16 protein-coding genes and 1 tRNA gene are annotated in these 18,357 nt (G+C 66.1%); 10 read left to right on the top strand and 7 right to left on the bottom strand.

All coding sequences use genetic code 11. The features are described from left to right. Nucleotides 1-481: 481 nt before the first annotated feature. The 7 genes from VKN16_25055 (at nucleotide 482) to VKN16_25025 (ending at nucleotide 6,230) form a co-directional block, all read left to right on the top strand. Entirely contained in the window at nucleotides 482-2,257 is a 1,776-nt protein-coding gene (locus tag VKN16_25055) for an HAD-IIIC family phosphatase (protein ID HME97489.1), read from the top strand. A gap of 3 nt (nucleotides 2,258-2,260) precedes the next feature. Continuing rightward, nucleotides 2,261-2,500: an acyl carrier protein gene (locus VKN16_25050; protein ID HME97488.1), complete on the top strand. Its 240-nt coding sequence runs from the start codon at nucleotides 2,261-2,263 to the stop codon at nucleotides 2,498-2,500. Between the two features lie 15 nt (nucleotides 2,501-2,515). Next, entirely contained in the window at nucleotides 2,516-3,934 is a 1,419-nt protein-coding gene (locus VKN16_25045; GenBank protein ID HME97487.1) for an MBOAT family O-acyltransferase, read from the top strand. After that, entirely contained in the window at nucleotides 3,921-5,189 is a 1,269-nt protein-coding gene (locus VKN16_25040; protein HME97486.1) for a hypothetical protein, read from the top strand. Before VKN16_25045 ends, VKN16_25040 begins: the two co-directional genes overlap by 14 nt. A 1-nt stretch (nucleotide 5,190) precedes the next feature. Next, nucleotides 5,191-5,811 carry a YdcF family protein gene (locus VKN16_25035; GenBank protein ID HME97485.1) on the top strand — a complete coding sequence of 207 codons (621 nt, stop codon included), beginning with the start codon at nucleotides 5,191-5,193 and terminating at the stop codon, nucleotides 5,809-5,811. A gap of 9 nt (nucleotides 5,812-5,820) precedes the next feature. Then, complete coding sequence (locus VKN16_25030) at nucleotides 5,821-6,120, top strand: hypothetical protein (GenBank protein HME97484.1); 300 nt, start codon at nucleotides 5,821-5,823, stop codon at nucleotides 6,118-6,120. A gap of 34 nt (nucleotides 6,121-6,154) precedes the next feature. After that, nucleotides 6,155-6,230: transfer RNA gene (locus tag VKN16_25025), tRNA-Val, on the top strand. A gap of 72 nt (nucleotides 6,231-6,302) precedes the next feature. On the opposite strand, the gene VKN16_25020 is transcribed toward VKN16_25025, so the two are convergent. The 5 genes from VKN16_25020 to VKN16_25000 all read right to left on the bottom strand — a co-directional run bounded on the left by VKN16_25020 (nucleotide 6,303) and on the right by VKN16_25000 (nucleotide 11,202). Then, a complete protein-coding gene (locus VKN16_25020) occupies nucleotides 6,303-7,094 on the bottom strand; it encodes an FkbM family methyltransferase (GenBank protein ID HME97483.1) in 792 nt (263 codons plus the stop codon). 71 nt (nucleotides 7,095-7,165) lie between these two features. Next, nucleotides 7,166-8,353: a glycosyltransferase gene (locus VKN16_25015; protein ID HME97482.1), complete on the bottom strand. Its 1,188-nt coding sequence runs from the start codon at nucleotides 8,351-8,353 to the stop codon at nucleotides 7,166-7,168. Between the two features lie 216 nt (nucleotides 8,354-8,569). After that, nucleotides 8,570-9,823 carry an ATP-binding protein gene (locus VKN16_25010; protein ID HME97481.1) on the bottom strand — a complete coding sequence of 418 codons (1,254 nt, stop codon included), beginning with the start codon at nucleotides 9,821-9,823 and terminating at the stop codon, nucleotides 8,570-8,572. 7 nt (nucleotides 9,824-9,830) lie between these two features. Beyond that, nucleotides 9,831-10,286, bottom strand: a complete 456-nt coding sequence (locus VKN16_25005; protein HME97480.1) for a hypothetical protein — start codon at nucleotides 10,284-10,286, stop codon at nucleotides 9,831-9,833. 283 nt (nucleotides 10,287-10,569) lie between these two features. Then, nucleotides 10,570-11,202, bottom strand: a complete 633-nt coding sequence (locus tag VKN16_25000) for a PilZ domain-containing protein (protein HME97479.1) — start codon at nucleotides 11,200-11,202, stop codon at nucleotides 10,570-10,572. A 434-nt stretch (nucleotides 11,203-11,636) separates the two neighbouring features. Here VKN16_25000 and VKN16_24995 point away from each other — a divergent pair, with 434 nt between their 5' ends. From VKN16_24995 to VKN16_24985, 3 genes are all read left to right on the top strand, one after another. Continuing rightward, a complete protein-coding gene (locus tag VKN16_24995; GenBank protein HME97478.1) occupies nucleotides 11,637-12,374 on the top strand; it encodes a hypothetical protein in 738 nt (245 codons plus the stop codon). A gap of 200 nt (nucleotides 12,375-12,574) precedes the next feature. Beyond that, nucleotides 12,575-13,261: a PEP-CTERM sorting domain-containing protein gene (locus VKN16_24990; protein ID HME97477.1), complete on the top strand. Its 687-nt coding sequence runs from the start codon at nucleotides 12,575-12,577 to the stop codon at nucleotides 13,259-13,261. A 63-nt stretch (nucleotides 13,262-13,324) separates the two neighbouring features. Next, nucleotides 13,325-15,547, top strand: coding sequence for a beta-agarase (locus tag VKN16_24985; GenBank protein ID HME97476.1), 2,223 nt, complete (start codon nucleotides 13,325-13,327; stop codon nucleotides 15,545-15,547). A gap of 3 nt (nucleotides 15,548-15,550) precedes the next feature. Here VKN16_24985 and VKN16_24980 read toward each other — a convergent pair whose 3' ends face one another. Together VKN16_24980 and VKN16_24975 are read right to left on the bottom strand one after the other, a co-directional pair. Further along, on the bottom strand, nucleotides 15,551-17,734 hold the full coding sequence (locus tag VKN16_24980) for a tetratricopeptide repeat protein (GenBank protein ID HME97475.1): 2,184 nt from the start codon (nucleotides 17,732-17,734) through the stop codon (nucleotides 15,551-15,553). Nucleotides 17,735-17,738: 4 nt separating this feature from the next. Continuing rightward, the gene (locus VKN16_24975) at nucleotides 17,739-18,350 is read right to left on the bottom strand and encodes an EpsI family protein (protein ID HME97474.1); all 612 of its coding nucleotides are present in this window, start codon (nucleotides 18,348-18,350) and stop codon (nucleotides 17,739-17,741) included. Nucleotides 18,351-18,357: the final 7 nt, after the last annotated feature.

The raw sequence follows: 18,357 nt of genomic DNA, 5'->3' as shown, positions 1-18,357 counted from the left end.
GTGCGGTGCCACTCGTGCTCCTGCAGCGTCTACAAGACGGCTCCGAAGATGCGCTCGCCCGCGCGCACCCAACCGATCAGGTCCGGAGCGGGCTGGGCGATCATATCGGGGAGAACAGCACGCGGGTGGTCGCTCACTGACCACGCTGAGCAACCGGCATCCCTGCAAACCATGCATCGGATGCGTTAGTCCGAAACGACGATCGGGATTGAATTTACGTCCCACCGGTCAAGTGACTCCGAGAGGTACATGCAGAATTATGAAGCGAGGGAAGATGTTTGCCCAACCAAGAGAGAGAACTTCTCGGCGTCAGCGGCTGCCAATCGCAAGAGAATCAATCGGTTGTGCTACCCTCACCGATCTGGCCGTGGCACTTTGCTTGCTGTACAGACGAAGCCGGGACACAGAGAAATGAATTCCATTCCGTGCGCGGGGCATTCACGCCATACGCGCACCCATCCTCAGGAACGGTGACCCGTACATGAGTGCACGCCGAGACCTCGACTACTTCAAGCTGCTCAAAGAATCACGTGAGACGTCCGCTTCAGAGCGCCCGGCAAATAAGAAGATTCGCCTCGCGGTAATAGGCGACTGCGCGACCCAGCACCTGACGGTGCTGCTGCGGGTGCTCTTCTCCCGCCACGGCCTTGATGCCGACATCTACGAAGGGGCCTTCGACGCCGCGGAGGGTGAAGCCCGCAACCCGCGGTCGGGTCTCTACCGGCACGATCCGGAGGTCGTGATCGTCCTGAACACGGTCCAGGCGCTCCGCGACAAGTTCTATCAGCGGTCCGGCTCCGCGGGCGACTTCCGCGACGAGACGGTGAGCCGCCTGACCGGGGTGTGGGACGCCCTCCGGGCGCATACCCAGGCCACCGTGCTTCAGACCACCCTGGTGGCCCCCTTCGAGCGACTCTTCGGCCAGTACGACCGGCAGGTTCCCGGCTCGCTCTCGACCATCGTCTCGGACGTCAATGCAGCGATCGTCTCGGAGGCCCGCAGCCGCAACCTCCTCCTGGTGGACCTGGAGGAGGTGGCCTCCTGGGTCGGGCGCCGGTCGTGGTTCGACGAGCGCCTGTGGGCGATCGCCAAGCTGCCCACCGCGATGGAGCATCTCCCCCTGGTGGCCCAGGGCATCGTCGACGTCACCCTCGCCACCAAGGGCCGGGCGGTGAAGTGCGTGGTCCTCGACCTGGACAACACGCTCTGGGGCGGCGTGGTCGGCGACGATGGCCCCCACGGGATCAAGATCGCCGCGCACGGGGACGGCGAGGCGTTTCACCGGTTCCAGTGCTTCCTCAAGGAGCTGAAGAACCGCGGCATCCTCCTCGCGGTGTGCAGCAAGAACGAGCACGAGAACGCGGTGCGGCCGTTCGAGATCAACTCCGAGATGGTGCTCAAGCTGGACGACATCACGGTGTTCGTGGCCAACTGGGAGAACAAGCCGCAGAACATCGCCTCGATCCGCGACGCGCTGAACATCGGGCTCGACTCGATGCTCTTCCTCGACGACAACCCCTTCGAGCGGGCCGCGGTCCGCACCCTGCTGCCCGACGTGATGGTTCCCGAGCTGCCGGACGATCCGGCCGATTACGTGAAGACCCTGGTCGAGCTGAACCTCTTCGAGACGACCGCCTTCTCCGCGGAGGACGCGCAGCGCTCCACGCTCTATCGCCAGGAGGCTCAGCGCCGGCTCGCCGAGACCACCGCGCCCAGCTTCGAGGACTACCTGCAGTCGCTGGAGATGACCATCGAGGTGACCCGGTTCACGCCCGAGCAGCTTGGCCGGATCACCCAGCTGCTGCAGCGGAGCAACCAGTTCAATCTCACGACCCAGCGGCACAATCAGGCGCAGTGTGAAGCCATGATGAACGATATCGAGGGTTGCCTGCCCCTCACCGCCAGTCTTCGCGACCGGTTCGGCGATCATGGCCTGATCTCCATCGTGGTGGTGAGGCCCGATCGGGCGGCCAACACCGCGGTCATCTCGGACTGGCTGATGAGCTGCCGAGTCCTCACCCGCGGGGTCGAGGAATATTTGATGAACCACGTGGTCGAGCAGGCTCGGCGCTGGGGCCTGTCCTCCGTCGCCGCCTCGTACATCCCGACTTCGAAGAACGCCATGGTCAAGGACTTCTATACGCGGTTCGACTTCCGGAAGACGGTTGAGCACGCGGACGGGCGGATCGACTGGGTCCTGCCGGTCGCCGAGTACACGCCGCGCGGGGTGTTCATCCGGGCCGCGGAGGGGCGCTGAGTCATGGACGAGGTGATCCAGCCCCGGCTCACCGCCATCTTTCGCACCGTTTTCGACGAGCCGGATCTGCAGCTCACCCGGGACATGACCGCGACTGACGTGCCGGCGTGGGACTCGCTGTCGCACATCACCCTGATCGTGGCGGTCGAGCGAGAGTTTGGCATCCGATTCACCACCGCCGAGGTGGCCGCGCTGATGAACGTCGGCGACCTCGCGGACCTCGTTCAGAAGAAGCTGTCCTAGGGAGTCCGCTCGCTCATGCCGTTGGCCTCGGTCGAGTTCCTGCTTTTCGTCGCGCTGTCCGTCGCGCTGTTCCGGCTCGCGCCGCGACGCTGGCGCCCCCACGTCCTGCTGATCGCGTCGTACGTCTTCTACTGCACCTGGAATCCGGGAATGGCGGTGGCGCTCCTCGCCATCACCGTCATCTGCTACTACGCGGCCCTCTACATCGAAAGCTCGCGCGGACGGCCGCTGGCGCCCCGGCTCACCCTCGTCGTGGTAGCCGGGCTGATCGTATACATCGTGGCGTTCAAGACCCGAGCGATGTTGCATCCAGCGGTGAGCATCGCGATTCCTCTCGGGGTCTCGTACTACACCTTCCGGCTGATCAGCTACCTCCTCGACGTGCACTGGGGCACGGTGCGGGCGGAGCGCGGCCTGGTGCCGTTCGCGGCGTACGTGGCATTCTTCCCGCAGATGATGGCGGGGCCGATCGAGCGGGCGTCGTCATTCCTGCCGCAGCTGGACACCGGCGGGAGCGCAGGGCGGGGGAGGACGTTCGAGGGCGTGACGCGGATCCTCCTGGGCTTCTTCAAGAAGTTCGTGGTGGCCGATAACCTCGCCTTGATCGTGGACTACGGATACCGCCACCTCGACTCCGGATCATCGCTCCCGAGCGTCCTGGCCTTCTACCTGTACCCCGTGCAGCTCTACGCCGACTTCTCCGGGCTGGCCGACATCGCCCTCGGCATCGGCCTGCTGTTCGGCCTCAAGGGACCAGAAAACTTCGACGCGCCGTTCTCGGCATCCAGCATCAGCGAGTACTGGCGACGTTGGCACATGACGCTGACTTCGTGGCTTCGGGACTACGTGTTCATGCCACTGCGCATGGCGACCCGGACCTGGGGCGCGGCGGGTCTCGTGGTCAGCGTGGTCGTGAACATGATGCTGATCGCGGTATGGCACGGCTTCACCCTGGGCTTCGTCGCGTTCGGGCTCGTGAACGCCGCGTTCCTGGTGGCGGACGTGCTGACCTCGGCGCGTCGCCAGAAGTTCTGGCGCCGTCATCCGGAGCTGCTGACCGCGGGCACCGTCGTCGGCATGATCGTGACCTATCACGTCGTGTCGCTCAGCGAGACGTTCTTCCGCGCTCCCTCCTTTGGCGACGCCGCCCGACTGCTCGGCGGGCTCGGCGCGGGGGTGGGTGATTTCAGCGCGGCCCTGGCCGCGGTAATGGCGCCTCCCAACCACCACGCCTGGATCGCACTGCCGGCCTACGTGCTGACCGAGCTGGCCGACGCGGTGCGCCGGAACAAGGGGATGGGGCTGCCGGCGGGCCTGCCGCGGTGGATGCAGTGGTCTGCGGTGACCTGTATCGCGGTCGCCTGCGTGTTCATGTCGCTTCTCTTCCTGGCTCGACAGACCGGAACGAATCCCTTCGTCTATGCGAATTTTTAGAGATCTGATCGCGACGGCGGTGGTGGTCGTGCTCTTCGTGGCGCTGCTGGAAGTCGGCTTGCGCCTCGCGGGTGTCCGCTACGAGTACTCCTTCTACGAGAGCGATCCGGTCATCTACACCACGTACCGCCCGAACGCGGAAGGATGGGAGGTCAAGGAAGGCGAAAACCGCGTCCGGATCAACAGCCTCGGCATGCGCGATCGCGAGCGGAGCGTGACGCCGAGCCCCGGCACGACCCGCATCGCCCTGCTCGGCGATTCCCTCGTGGCCGCCACCCAGGTGCCGATCGAAAAGACCATGGCCCAGGTCTTGGAGCGGACGCTCAACCGCACGCTGGGCCAGTCCGGACAGTCCTTCGAGGTCCTGAACTTCGCCCAGGGCGGGAGCACGCTGGCGCAGCAGTACCTGATGCTGCGCCACCGGGTGTGGGACTTCCAGCCTCAGATCGTGATGGTATTCGTGAGCCCGATCTCGGTGCCGACCTGCAGCCGCCGGCTGGACACGGTGGCGGCCCCGAAGCCGTTCTATCTCATCCGGGACGGGCGCCTGGTCCCCGATCCGCGAAGCCACCCGCCCGCGGCCGCCTCCCTCGAGGTGAGGCGACGCAACGGCACGCTCAAGAACCTGATGAATCAGTATCGCCTGCTGCTCCTGCTGCGACAGGCCCTCGGTGAGGGTGCCGAGAAGATCGGGAGGATGGAAGGCGAGATCGGGGCCCTGGCGAAGGGAACGTTCGCGGAAGCCCAGGCCGAAGCCGATGACGAACGCTACGTATACCCGGTCGACATCTGGTTCCGAGCCCACGCCAGCGCCGAGGTGGAGGAAGCGTGGCAGGTGGCGGAAGGGCTGCTGGGCCGAATCGCCGAGGAAGCGCGGCAGCATGGCGCCGAGCTGTGGCTGGCCACCATCGGCACCGAGATCCAGGAAAACCCCGACGTGGCCGAGCGGACCGCGTACCTGACGGCCCACGGCTACCAGGAGGTCGCGTACTCGGAGCGGCGCTTCGAAACCTTCGCGAGGCGGGAGGGCATTCCGTACCTCGGCATGTCCCGTCCGATGCTCGACTATGCGGAGGGGAATCATGTCTCGGTGCGCGGCTTCTTCAACACGCCGCCCAACCGCGGCCACTGGAACGAGGTGGGAAACGCGGCGGCGGCCGGTATCGTCATCGGCGAGCTGTTCGAGCGGAGCGCGGTGATCCGCAGCGCGCGCGCCAAGAGCCTCCAGGCACACCGGGCCGGTCCGGACCGCTAGCATGCCGGCCCTCCGCCGGCTCGGCGGGATCACCCTCGTCCTGCTCTTCATCACGGGATTCACGCCGCTCGTCAACCTGTGGGCGTACTGGCTGGCCCCGTCGCGGTCGGGAGCCGGTGGGGATTCGGCGGAGGCGATCGTGGTCCTGGGCGCGGGCGGGGTGTCCGCCACCGGGGTCCTGACCGACGCGTCCCTGCGGGGAACCGTCGAGGGCATCACCCTATACCGGCGCGGGGTCGCACCCCTCGTGGTCTTCTCGGGGTCTAGAGCCGACGGCGCCCAGGACGAGGCTTCCGCGCGTGTCGCCCTCGCGCGCGACTGTGGCCTGCCCGGCTCGGCGATCCTGGCCAGCTCGACCGCCCGTACCACGCGCGAAGAGGCGGTCCACATTCGTGCCCTCCTCGCCGCACGCGGCATCCACCGGGTGATGCTCGTGGCCGACGCGGCGGGCCTGCTCCGAGCGATGCGCTCCTTCGAGCGAGTCGGCTTCACGGTGATCGCCGACCCGTCGGTGGGTGCGCTCGACCTGGGCGGCGGACCCGAGGACCGCTTGAACCTGCTGCGACAGATTGTCATCGAGTCCATCGCCCGCGTGTACTATCGCGTCGCCGGGTTCCTCTAGGCGGCTTCCGTGGACCAGGTCTTTCTGCTGTTGCTGACCGCGGCCACGTCGCTGGGCGCAGTCGTCGTGGGCGCGCGCGTGCTCGGTCTCGTCAGGGCGAGGCTCAAGACCGCGGTGCACTGCGCGCTCGAGCTGGTCGGCGCCTCGGTGGTCTTCTTCGTGGTCAACCTGGTCGTGGCACTGCCGGTGATCCTGGCGGTGCGAGCGTTCACCAGCCAGTTCCTGTCGGTCTATCTGCTGAACGATCTGATGCTGATCGTGCTGTCCACGCTGCAAGGAATCGTGTTCTGCTGCTGGCGCCGCGCTTGAAACCGGCGGGGCAACCCGCTACTATCGCAGCCACGGACGATTAGCTCAGTCGGCAGAGCACCGGCCTCACATGCCGGGGGTCACTGGTTCAAGTCCAGTATCGTCCACCATCGCGATGATCGAAACCGGGGCGCCGTCGGCGCTCCGGTTTCTTCGCGTCTGGACCGGGGAGGGTGACGGGGTCAGCGAGGCGGGGCGGGTGTGCGCTTGAACGCCCCATTCACGGCCACGCAGTCGAACTCGACGACGCGGAGCGCCGGATCCTGGCTCACCGGAAAGAGACCGGTCACGTCGAACGAATGTTCCTTGAGAGTCTTGAGCGACGTGAGCCAGTTGGGCATGTGCCGGTAGATGGGCAGGACCGAGACTTCTGTCTGCAGCGCCGCGATGGAGCCGAGGGTGAGGCTCGCCCCCTTGATCACCTCGAGGTCGTACCCCTGAGTATCGAGCTTCAGATAGATGCTGTGACACCCGGACTCGGCCCGGACCTGCTCCATCATGTCGTCGAGCCGCCGGACCGGCACCATCTCCACCTGAACGACGGAGTTCAGGCGTGCCAGCGTGGGAACCGCCGATGGGTCGGGGGCCAGGAAAGACGTGAACGCGCTCTCCTGCATCACGTTGAGCGGCAGCTCCCCCCGCTCACTGCCCAGGGCCACCCCGAAGACCTTCCAGAGCGAGTCGTCGCAGGCCCCCCCCAGGAGCTCCTTCAGTGCCGTCGACTGCGGCTCGAACGACGCGATATAGCCGCGGTAGCCGACTTCCGTCCTGAGGAACCGGCCGTACTGGCCTCGATTCGCGCCGACGTCGATCACGCAATCGATGGCCAGTCGCTCGAACAGGTCGTGCAGATGCGTGGAGAGGCCCAGATGATCGAAGCGCCAAGAGGGGATGATCTCGTAGCCGGCCGCTCGAGCTGCTCGCTTGAGCAGGCTCGCGGATGCCTGCTTGATGCCGCGGGGCAGAACCGCCATCGTCCTGTTGCCATCCTAGGTCGCCTGTCAAGACACAAGGCGAGCCCGGCGTGATGCGTCGTGACAATCGACTAGTGAACGGCTCCGACCAGGATCCGCAGCAAGGCCCGGCCGAAGGTGGCCGGATGCTGCGAGACCGAGCGCACCGCGGCTCTCACCGCCTGCCGATGACCTCCCTGCGGGACCTCGGCAAGGGCGACCGCGACCTTCCGCCAGATCTCCGCCTCGAGCCGCCGAGTGGCCAGCCACTGGCGGGGGCCGCCTCCCGCGCACGCGGTCTTCACCTTGGAGCAAAACTCTCGCACGGCGTCGAGATCGGGGCCGGTCCCGAGTCCGGTCGATGCCGCCGCGGTGGACAGCATCCAGCGCAGCTCGGTCATCCGCACCAGCCACGGGGCCTGCTGGATGGCGCGAAGCAGAAAGGTGCGGAGCACGCTGCTCTCCTGCAGCGCGAGCAGCTGGCCGGCGATTCTCGTGACGACTCCGGCTTCGACGTGGGCCTGGAAGTCCGCCGAGACTTCCTCGCGGGCGCGCAGTCGATCCAGGGCCGCCTGGACGATGTTTCGGAGATCCCGCTCGGACTCCCCGGTGAGCACAGAGCTGAGGAAGCGGCCCGACGCCGCCACCTGGTAGATCACGGCGGGGCCGGGCAGGAACCGGAACGGGCCCTGCAGCGCGAGCCGAAGCCACATGTCGTAGTCTTCCCAGCACCGCAGGTTCTCGTCGAACCGACCGGCGCGATCGAGATGGCTGCGGCGGATCAGCGCGCTGGAGGTGTTGACCGGGCACGTCATCAGCAGCGAGCGATGCATCCAGCCGGTCGGGGAATCCTGCGGGTCCGGCCAGACCCAGACGGCACGGTCAGAGCGCTTCACCTCTTGTCCGTAGACCAGGCTGACCTCGCTGCGCTCCTCGACGACCTGCAGCTGCCGGCGGAGCTTCCAGGGGAGCCAGCTGTCGTCGTCATCGAGGAACGCGACGTACTCTCCGACGGCGGCGTCGAGGCCGACGTTGCGCGCACCGGACGTGCCCTTGTTCGTGCTCGGGCGAATGTAGCGCAGCCCCTCGTAGGAGCTCGCCACCGTCGGCGTCGTGTCCGTCGATCCGTCGTCGATGACGAGGACCTCGACGTCGAACAGCTCGCCGACACCCTCCTGCGCGTAGACCGAGTCGATCGCGCGTCGCAGAAGTGCCGCGCGATTGTAGGTCGGAATGATGACGCTGATGAGAGGCAATCGCTGCGACGTGACTGTCGACATGTTGAAGACCAACCTATCTCCCGCGCGCGTAATCTTCCTCGTCGACGTGCGGTGTGCGAAGTATAGCGCCGCTCGCAACTCGCTGTCATACGTTCTTGAAATAATCGGAGACGCCGAGGTTGATGAGCGCGAGAAACCCTCGCACTCCTTGCACGGTAAGAAAGTGCCGTGACGCTGCAGGCGCATCCGGCGGGGGGCCGCCGGGCCGAGCGGCGGTCAGCTGCCCGAGGCGGGGTTCTGGTTCTGCGACAGCGCGTGATCGACGACTGAGCGAAGTTGATCGAGCGAAAAGGGCTTGGCGAGCACGAAGTCGACGCCCTTGGACTTCACGTCCTCGGATCCCATCCGGTCGCCGTACCCCGTCATGAGGGCGACGCGGGTGGCGGGCCGGCGGCTCTTCAGGCGGTGCGCGACTTCGAGGCCCGAGATGCCGGGCAGGCCCAGGTCGACCATGGCGAGATCGAAGACGCGGGCCTCCAGCTCCACCAGACCCGATTCGCCGTCCGGGCTGGTCACTACGGTGTAGCCGTGCCGGCTGAGCAATTCGCGCAGCACCTCGCGGACTTCCTCGGAGTCATCGACCACGAGGATCTTGGCACCCGGCACCGGCTTGGGCGCAGGAGCCGAGACGATCGCCGGGGCCGGGCGCGCGGTGAAGGCCGCCGGTTCGGCGGCATCCGCGGCGACCGGAAGCCAGACCGTGAAGACGGCGCCCTTGCTCGGCTCGCTCTCGACCGTGATCTCCCCACCGTGTCGGTCCACGACCGCATACGCGCCGCTCAGACCAAATCCCTTGCCCTTCTCGCGCTTGGTCGTGAAGAAGGGATCGAAGACGTGCTGTCGCGTCTGCTCGGACATCCCGATGCCGGTGTCCATGACCTGGCAGAAGACCCGCCCGCCTTCCCGTCCGGTGCGGAACGTCAGGTTTCCCCCCTCGGGCATGGCGTCGAGAGCGTTGAGCGCCATGCTGGTCAGGACTTGACGCAGCTCGGCCATGTCTCCCGAGACCATCGGAACCGGCGCGATCTCGGCCCGCACGTCTCCCACGATGCCCCGGGCGGTCAGCTGCTGGCTCCAGCGCGAGCGGGCCGAGTTGGCGATCTCGTCCACCAGCTGGTTGAGGTCGACCGGATGGAAGGGGCGGGCCGGACGCGTCCGGCTGAAGTCCTGGAAGCGGCGAACGACCCATGCCCCTTCGAGGGCCACCTGCTCGATCATTCGCAGAGACCGCCGGACGTCGGGGTCCTGGACGTCGGCGAGCAGCAGCTGCGCTCGCGCGAGGATACCGGACAGCGTGTTGTTGAAGTCGTGGGCGACCTCGCCGGCCATCTCGCGAAACGCTCGGAGCCGCTCCTGCTGGACGGTCTGGTGATGGGCGGCGGTCAGCTCGTCGAGCAGCGCGCGAACTTCGCCGAGCGCAGACTCGCCACGCGGCTCCGTGGCCTTTGGCGCATCGGCAGAGGGTGTCACGGAATCCTCAGGACTGAGGAGGTCGGGGCTCGCGGGCGAACGGGCTCGACTTGGATGGGCCCTGAAACTTGTGGGCGACCTGCGTGACCAGCTCCTTCATCTCCCCGAGCAGCTTGGCCGCCGACTCCCCGGCCTCCACCTGCTCGCTACGAAGGCGCTCATTGTCCGCCTGGAGGGACGCGATCTCGGACCGAAGCTCGTCACGCTCCTGGATGGCAGTGTCGGTGGCCGCGCGCTGACGCTCCAGGTCGCCGCGCTGGCGATCCAGCTCGGCGCGTAGCCGACCCAGCTCTTCCCGGAGCTCGCCGTGCTCGCGCTGGGCGGATTCCGCGATCGTCCGATGCCGTTCGCTTTCCTCGAGGAGGGAGGACACCATGCCGACTACGCTCTGCATCTCGGCCACCCACTTGCTCAGTGGATTGCGAGTGTCGAGGCTCGTTGCTGGCTCCGCCACGTTGTCCATCGCCCTCTCCCTCCTGTCAGAAAGTTCAGCGGTCCGGCCGTAATGGCACCGACCGAAGCGTCCCGCTACTGCCGCGGCCGGGGGCCCCTATTCTAGCCTTCGCTCCCCCAGCGGTGCATGCCAAAGCAGTGTCGGTGGATTGACAGCAACGCATGTGCCACACAGTCTTTGGTCATTAAATCAGCATGATGCGTGGCTGTCGAGAAGCTCAGGGTGCAAGAATTGTCACAGCTGGGCCCCCTCGCCGTCACCACATTTCGGCCGGGGGTTGGGATAGGGGGAGCTATTGGAAATGGGTCAGGTAGTCGCGAAGCTTCACATACTCCGCCCGAGCGATGTTGGCGAACACCACGACCGCGCCTCCCGTATAGGCCTCCCAGACAAGCGCGGGAAGCCGCAGGGTAGCGCCGACTTCGGGGCCCGGCAGTTCGATGATCACGACATCACCAGGAGAGAGACTGCCTTCGATGGTGAGCCGGCCACCTGATGTGCTCAGCTCGACGGTGCGCCCCGCGATCACATCGGTGTCTTGCGAGCCAACTTCGATCCGGACCGGCAAACCGATCGCGACCCGGCGCGCCCACCGTCGAATGTCTCCCGGAGCGACGAAGGGCGCGATTCGCTCGGCCTCGCCTTCGCCCAGCGTGAGAAACGAGACACCGAACCCACGCGCATCCCGTCGGGCAACCTTCACGAGAACCTCGATGCGACCGGTATCCTTCGGCAGCGTGATGCGCAGGATGAGGGCCGTGCCGGGCTGGACCTCCAGGTCCGTGTTGATGCGCATGCCGGAGAGGCTGGTGTCGACGACCTGGCCAACCCCGACGCGGCCGTCCGCAGACTCAAGGATAACGGGCCACGCCGTTCGCATCCGTGGGAAACGGCGCCGGTCTGGGCCGTGAACCTCAGCTCTCATCCTGGCTACCATCGTACGCATGGCGACCTTGAGCCCGTAAATTCTTCTAACCGGCCTGCCGGATGATGACCGCCCCGTGAGTCCGGAGGCGGTGAGTCACCTGTGGCGAGTTGCGCGAGTCGTCTTTTCGGCGATCCAGGATGACTTTTACCTTCCCGTCGCGGGAGAAGGCCTGCACGAGATGGGCGTAGAGGTCCGTCTGACCTCTAGCCACGACCACCAGCCAGCGCTTTGCCGGGTGCCCATTCGCGTGTCGCTTGTCCGAATCTTGCACAGGTTTCATGGTCCTGGTCAAAGGCCGAGCAAGGAGAGGGCCACTTGGATTGCCTCATGCAAATCGCCAGGATACGACGACCGCCTACGCTTGTTCTGGTCGACTTCAGGTCTCCGCTGACGAAAACCGTCCAAGCCTTGATACACTCGACGAGACGGATATGAGATTTGCCATAGGTATCAATGTGTTATGCATTCTGGCCTTCAGTTTGATCATCGGCGCCGCGGAGGCTGGTTCTGCAGTGCGGAATCCGCTCGAGAGGGCGGCGGCCGATGTGGCGGCTGCAACGGCCAAGTACCGGGCTTCGCTCGAGCGGGTGCTCGCGGCCTACGAACGCGAGCTCGCGCGGCATCAGGAGATGGCGGAGCTTCGACAGGACCTCTACGAGAGAGGGGTGCTCTCTCGGCGGGAGTTCGAGGAGGGCCAGAAGGCCTTTGCCGACGCCCAGCGAAACGTGGACGAGACCCGCCGTGCGATCTCCGATACCGATCGAGTGCTGCTGGAGGCTCACGTGGCGGAATCCCTGGCCCGCCTGACGCCGCTCTCCCGAGGCGGCTACGAGGAAACGCCGGGGCTCGTTCGCTTCGGTGGCACCGCGTCGTGGTCGCTCGCCCAAGGCACGCGAGGACTCGAGCGGTTCTTCCAGAGCCGCTTCGGGCGGCCACTGCCGATCAGCGCCTATGGTCAGACGTCCCTGCACGATCGGATGGGATTCGATCATCGCAACGCGCTGGATATAGCTGTCCACCCGGATAGTCCGGAGGGCCGGGCGTTGATGGAGTACCTGCGATCCCAGGGCATACCCTTCATAAGCGCGTGGGGAGCGGTCGCGGGTGCGGCTTCGGGCGCCCACGTTCACGTCGGTCAGCCGTCTCCCCGGATCACGGCCAGACCATAGGAATCAGTGTGGAACGCTGGTTCGAGGGCCTGAAGCACAGCAACCATGCTTATGAAGCAGGTTTCATATGTCACCCGCGCGCTATCCCATCAAGTATCTGATAATATTACTATTTAACATACCTTGACACGGGCATGGGAGTTGCTTCACTGTCAACGCTATCTGCTGGAACGTAGTGACCAGAGAGGAGAGGTAAACGCATGCTCAAGACGGCAGCCGTACTTGCCCTCGCGGTGGTAGCGGTGCTCGGTAGCTTCACTGCGGCGCCGGCCATCGCAATCTTCTCGTCGGGCGCTGGTGACGGAGTTGGCACGTTGACCTGCGTCGGCGGGGCGGTCGCGTGCCCGGCAGCGGTCGTGGACATCACCACCCCGAACCCGGCCTGGCAGCCCAACAACCCGGGGACGTCGAGCGGGGTATGGGTCTCCTTCAATGCCGGGCATGGCACGGTGGGCCCGGACGTCGCGGCGCCCAATGCCGACCCGGGCAACCAGACGGTAACATTCAACTACAGCTTCAGCCTCACGGGGCCCGCGAATCTCAGCCTGAATATCTGGGCTGACGATACCGCGCGGATCTTGGTGGACGGCGTGGAGCAGATTGCGGGCAATGGAATTCAGGACACCCGCTGCGCAGCCGGTGCGATCGGTTGCGAGCCCGCCGAGAACGGCGTTATCAGTGGTCTTCTTCTGGGAACCGGCAGCCACGACATCGACTTCGCCGTCTACCAGCGCGTCCTGAACGGCACCATCGGGACGCCGTTCGGTCTGCTGTTCGCCGGCGATCTGACCCCGGTTCCGGAGCCCGCCTCGATCCTGCTACTCGGCTCCGCCTTGACCGCCGTCGGTATGGCGTCGAAGCGTCGCTGGTTGAACAAGAAGGGCTAGACTCCTCTCCAGCAGATACAAGGCGCCACTAGTCGACCACGGTCGGCTAGTGGCGCTAGTGGTTTGGGGCGCCACATCGTGCTACCGGCCGGTCTTCCCCTCTCCACAGTTCTTGCTCTTCTGAGTGTCACCCTCGTTGCGCATGGCGGCTGCTCTCATCAAATCCGGCACATCGCGCTGCTGAGTTTCGCCGATCCGCAGCAGGCAGCGACGGTGCGAGCGGTCAACGCCCGCGTCGAGGTGTCGGAGGGTCACGCGGTAAACCACGGTCAGGCGGCCGCTCTGGTCGACTTCCCGCGCGGCGAGTTTCCGCAGATCGTCATCGGTAGTTCCGGCAACACCTGGGACTGGTCGAGCGCGGCGGCCCTCGTGCTGCCCGTAGAAAATCGTGAGAATGAAGCCATCGGTCTCTCCATTCACGCGGACGAGCCCGACGGAGACTCTCGAGCCCGAGGCTCGGTGTCGTGGTGGGCATGGCTGCCACCGGGCGCCACGACAACGCTCGTTCTGCCCTTCCTAGCGGCCGATCCGCTCTCGATGGGGATGCAGGTCGGGCCTCCGGTCCCAGGTGTGCCGCCGGGCGCCCATGTGATCCGGAAGGTGAAGGGGGCGATGGACCTGCGGCGGGTTGCCGCCCTCCGACTCGTCGTGCCGAGCCCGCCCAAGCCTCGGCGGCTGGTCTTCGGGGATGTCCGTCTCATCGAGGGGTCACCGCAGAGCCAGGACGCCTATCGTCGGATCGTCGACCGCTACGGTCAGTACAGCCGCCAGAGCTGGCCGGAGAAGGCAACGTCGCCGGAAGATCTCCAGGCCCAGTGGACAGCAGAAGCGCGACAGACGGAACAGTGGACCGCGGAATTGCCTCCGCGTGATCGCTTCGGGGGAATGCCCACGTCGCCACCGCTCCGGGCAAGCGGCTTCTTCCGCGTCGAATACGTGAACGGCCGTTGGTGGCTGGTGACGCCGGAGGGCAACCGGTTCTTCTCAGTGGGAGTGGACGCGATCCGAACCAGTGTCGGCGCGACGTACGTCCAGGGCCGGGAGTTCATGTTCCAAAACCTCCCGGGACCACAGGAGTCCTCTCACGATCACTTTGGGGAGAGCGACAGCCGCCTCAGACGCGCCGAGTCCGGATTTCCGGCACACGCGCGCGGGGGGTTCGACCACGGCCGCTGGTTCAACTTCTACACCGCCAATCTCGAGCGACGACACGGGCCGGATTGGCGCGAAGCGTGGCGGGACATGACTCTCGATCGTCTCCGGGCATGGGGGTTCAACACCATCGGGAACTGGAGCGAGACGGAGCTCTGGGATCGAGGCCGCATTCCCTATGTGGTGCCGCTCTCGATCACCGGAGACTTCGCCCGGCTGAACAGCGGCGGTGACTGGGGCGTACGAGTGCCCGACCCGTTCGACCCTCGCTTCGCGGCGGCAGTCGAGGAAGCGGCCCACACGGTAGCCGCGCCTCGACGGAACGATCGTTTCTTGATCGGCTACTTCGTGGACAACGAGCTAGCGTGGGGCCCGGGGGATTCCTCCGATCCCCGGCTGCGCTACGGATTGGCCTACGGCGTCCTCGCGCTCGGCTCCGGCAGCTCGGCCAAAGCGGCATTCGTGGACATCCTGGCCGCGCGACACGGGACGCCGGCACGCCTGGCCGCAGCCTGGGGCATTCGCCTGGACTCCTGGGCCGAGCTTCGATCGCCCGATTTCAAGATGCCGCTACCCAGCGATGCTCATCCCGAGATCGCGGCCGACCTGAGCCACCTCACTCGCGCGCTGGCCGACGCCTACTACCGCACGGTAGCCGACACGCTCAGGCGATACGATCCGGCCCATCTCTATCTCGGGAGCCGCTTCTGGACCCGGACGCCCGAGGCCGTGGCCGCCTGCGCTCAGTACTGCGACGTCGTGAGCTTCAACGTCTACTCCCGCGGAGTCGACGGCGAGCCCTGGCGTGGGCTCGGTCGGCTAGCCAAGCCGGTGATCATCGGCGAGTTCCATTTCGGGTCCACGGATCGCGGCATGTTCGGACCAGGTCTGGTGGACGTCGGCACAGAGGACGCGCGGGGTACCGCCTACGCCAGGTATCTCGAGACCGTGCGCGACAATCCGGCATTCGTGGGATGTCACTGGTTCCAGTACGTCGACCAGCCGTTGACGGGCCGACTCCTGGACGGGGAAAACTACCACATCGGGCTGGTGTCGGCGACCGACGTGCCCTATCGAGCGTTCGTGACCGCGGTCCGCCGAGCGAACCTGGAGGCTACCGGGGCGGTGCCGTAGCGGTCACTTGAGCTCGGCGAGTGCCTTGCGCGCCTCGTCCTTGCCCGGGTAGTCGGCCTTGGATTCGACCGCCACGCGGAGCGCCTCGCGAGCCGCGGTCTTCTCCCCCGTCTGCTGGTACGCCATGCCGAGGTGATACTGAACCTGGGGATTGTCACCGAGCTTCGACGCGCTCTCTTTCAGCAAGCTGAGCGCTCGCTGGTAGATCCCACGCTTGTAGAGGATCCAGCCCAGCGTGTCCGCGACCCGGGGGTCGTCGGGCATAATCTCCTTCGCGGTCTGGGCCAGCTGCAATGCCTTGTCCTTGTCGCCGCCATGCTCGGAATAGATCCACGCCAGATTGTTCGCGGCGGCGCCGAAGCGGGGGTTGATCGCGAGCACCTTCTCGTAGGTTTCCCGGGCTTTCGGGATGTCGCCCTTCAGCTCGTAGACCGTGCCGACGACCATGAGAGGGGCCGGATTGCTCGGGTTGCCGCGGACCGCCTGCTCGAGCCGCGCGATGGCCTGGTCATACTGCTGGGACTGAATGTAGAGGTTGCCCAGGCTCAGGTAGGCGGACAGCAAGCGTGGCTCCAGCTCGATCGCTTTCAGGAGGGCGGTTTCCGCGGCCTTGCCGTCCCGCTTGATGAGATAGAGGTCGCCGAGCAGCCCATAGTGAGGGCCGGAGTTCGGCACGACCGCGATCTGCCGCTGCACCCGCGCGATGGCCGTGTCGAGCTGCTTGCTGGCCAGATCGAGGGACACGACGTGGCTGAGGGGATCGAGGTACCCGGGTGAGACCGTCAGGGCGTTCTCGAACTGCTGGCGTGCTTCCGGCGCCTTCCCCTGCAGCATGAGGCTCACGCCCAGCAGATCCGGTCCGCGCGGGTCGTTCGGAGCCGCGGCGGTCAGCTTCCGGGCGAGCGCCGCCGCCTTGGCCGGCTGCTTCTGGCTCAGGTATGCCGCGGCGAGCAGCAGGTTCGCCTCGGTGAGTCGCGGCTGGGCGGCGGTGAGGCGTTCGAGGTCGCTGACGGCGGGCTGGATGGCGCCGGACTGCAGGTTCACCCGGGCGAGCGCCACGACGGCTTCGGCGTAGTTCGGGGCGATGTCGATCGCTTCCTTCAGCTCGGCCTTCGCCTGCTGGACGTCCCCGGCCTGGAGCTGCGCGAGTCCCAGCTGGTAGTGGGCGGGGGCGAACCGCGGCTCCGCCTTCAACACGACCCGGAACTCCTGGATGGCTCCCGCGGTGTCGCGGCGGGCCAACTTGATGCGGCCGCGCAGCAGGTGCCCGTCGAGATCGTTCGGATTCTTCTTGAGAATCACGTCGAGGGCCTTGTCGCCGTCGTCGAGCCGCCGCTCCCGGATCGCGATCTCTGCGGTCCGACGCCAGGCGGGCAGGTACTCCGGCGTCTTGCTATTGATCTCGGCCAGGAGATGCTTGGCGTCCGCGGGTCGGCCCACCGACAGGTAGAAGTCGGCCAGCCGCAGCTGGGTGGCCCCGGCATTTGGCGCCAGGGACGCGGCGGCCTTGAGCTGCTGCTCGGCGTTCGCCGCGTCGCCCTTCTTGAGGTAGAAGGATGCGAGCTGGAGATGCACCTCGGGGGCGTTGGGCTCTCGGGCGAGCGCGGTCTGGAACGCCCGCTCGGCCGCGGCATGATCCTGCCGTCGCTCGTAGAGGTTCGCGAGGGTCAAGTGATAGCGCGCCTGCGAGTCGAAGTCGGGACGGGCGGCTTCGAGGCGCTGGATCGCCGCCGCCATCTCCTGAGGCGTGTTGGCCGCTCCCGAAGAAAGGATCAGCGCGTCCAGGTTCTTGGGATCTCGCTGCAATACTCGGTCGGCCACCGTCTGCGCGTCATCGGGCTTGCCGCCGAGCAGGTAGATGGTCGCCAGCTTCAGCGCGATCTGGTTGTTATCCGGCTCGATCTCCTGGGCTCGGAGCAGAAATCGGAACGCCTGATTCAGCTGGCCCAGCTCGTAGTACGACAGGGCGAGCTGGCGGATGGCCTGCGCGTTGTTGTTGTCGATGCGGAGGGCGTTTCGGTACTCGAGCACCGCTTCCCGGTGCTTGTTTTGCTTGAAGTACTGATCACCGCGCTCCAGATAGCGCGCCTTCTTGGCCTCGGGCGAGCGGCTGCACCCGCCCAGCAAGGCGAGAAGGGCCAGCACCACCACCGCGCTCACACGTGCGCACCGGGACGTCCGTCTCATCGCCTCACCGTGGGAGATACTCGCCGAGTATCGGGTAGAGCAGCCGAACGTACTCCGTCAGCTCGGCCGTCGTCTCAGAAACGCTCCCGTACACCGGGCTGGAGATACGTACGATCGCGCCGTCCGTGCGATTCCGCAGGAAGGCGCTGCGGACCATTTGGATCTTCGCCTCGAACTCCCCCGCCACGACCGTGCCCTGGGCCTGGAACCAGTACATCACGAGCTGCATCTGTCGATCCTTCTGGACCAGATAACGGTTCACCGTGATCGGGGTGGGGGACCCCGGCACCGCGATCTGGACGCGGCTCGCCTCCACCGGCTCCCACCCGCCACCCGGCAGGCAGTTCTTGGGGGAATGAATGTCGTTGCCGCGGCGCTGAGACGGCCAGTAGGCCATGTACAGCCAGGCGCTGTGGCCGTTGCTGTTTTCGTATCGCCGCATGAGGTAGTCCGACATCTTCAGCATCTTCAGGATGTCGGGCTCGAAGGAGATGTCGTCGCGGCCCTTCCAGGTCCCGAGTCCGGTCGGAAACTGTTCGAAGGACTTGCGCATCTGGACTCCTTCGCCGACCGAGCGGAAATGCAGGACGCCGAACGCCCCGAGCAGCAGCGCCACCGAGATG

The organism is Candidatus Methylomirabilota bacterium (assembly GCA_035315345.1).
Lineage (GTDB): Bacteria > Methylomirabilota > Methylomirabilia > Rokubacteriales > CSP1-6 > CAMLFJ01.
The sequence above is the reverse complement of the archived record's forward strand: the minus strand, read 5'-3'. Positions and strand labels throughout refer to the sequence as shown.

Excerpts from the sequence above, each read along its gene's own strand:
- VKN16_25055 (HME97489.1), top strand. The coding sequence starts at position 482 with ATGAGTGCACGCCGAGACCTCGACTACTTCAAGCTGCTCAAAGAATCA.
- VKN16_25050 (HME97488.1), top strand. The coding sequence starts at position 2,261 with ATGGACGAGGTGATCCAGCCCCGGCTCACCGCCATCTTTCGCACCGTT.
- VKN16_25045 (HME97487.1), top strand. The coding sequence starts at position 2,516 with ATGCCGTTGGCCTCGGTCGAGTTCCTGCTTTTCGTCGCGCTGTCCGTC.
- VKN16_25040 (HME97486.1), top strand. The coding sequence starts at position 3,921 with ATGCGAATTTTTAGAGATCTGATCGCGACGGCGGTGGTGGTCGTGCTC.
- VKN16_25035 (HME97485.1), top strand. The coding sequence starts at position 5,191 with ATGCCGGCCCTCCGCCGGCTCGGCGGGATCACCCTCGTCCTGCTCTTC.
- VKN16_25020 (HME97483.1), bottom strand. The coding sequence starts at position 7,094 with ATGGCGGTTCTGCCCCGCGGCATCAAGCAGGCATCCGCGAGCCTGCTC.
- VKN16_25015 (HME97482.1), bottom strand. The coding sequence starts at position 8,353 with ATGTCGACAGTCACGTCGCAGCGATTGCCTCTCATCAGCGTCATCATT.
- VKN16_25005 (HME97480.1), bottom strand. The coding sequence starts at position 10,286 with ATGGACAACGTGGCGGAGCCAGCAACGAGCCTCGACACTCGCAATCCA.
- VKN16_25000 (HME97479.1), bottom strand. The coding sequence starts at position 11,202 with ATGAGAGCTGAGGTTCACGGCCCAGACCGGCGCCGTTTCCCACGGATG.
- VKN16_24995 (HME97478.1), top strand. The coding sequence starts at position 11,637 with ATGAGATTTGCCATAGGTATCAATGTGTTATGCATTCTGGCCTTCAGT.
- VKN16_24990 (HME97477.1), top strand. The coding sequence starts at position 12,575 with ATGCTCAAGACGGCAGCCGTACTTGCCCTCGCGGTGGTAGCGGTGCTC.
- VKN16_24980 (HME97475.1), bottom strand. The coding sequence starts at position 17,734 with ATGAGACGGACGTCCCGGTGCGCACGTGTGAGCGCGGTGGTGGTGCTG.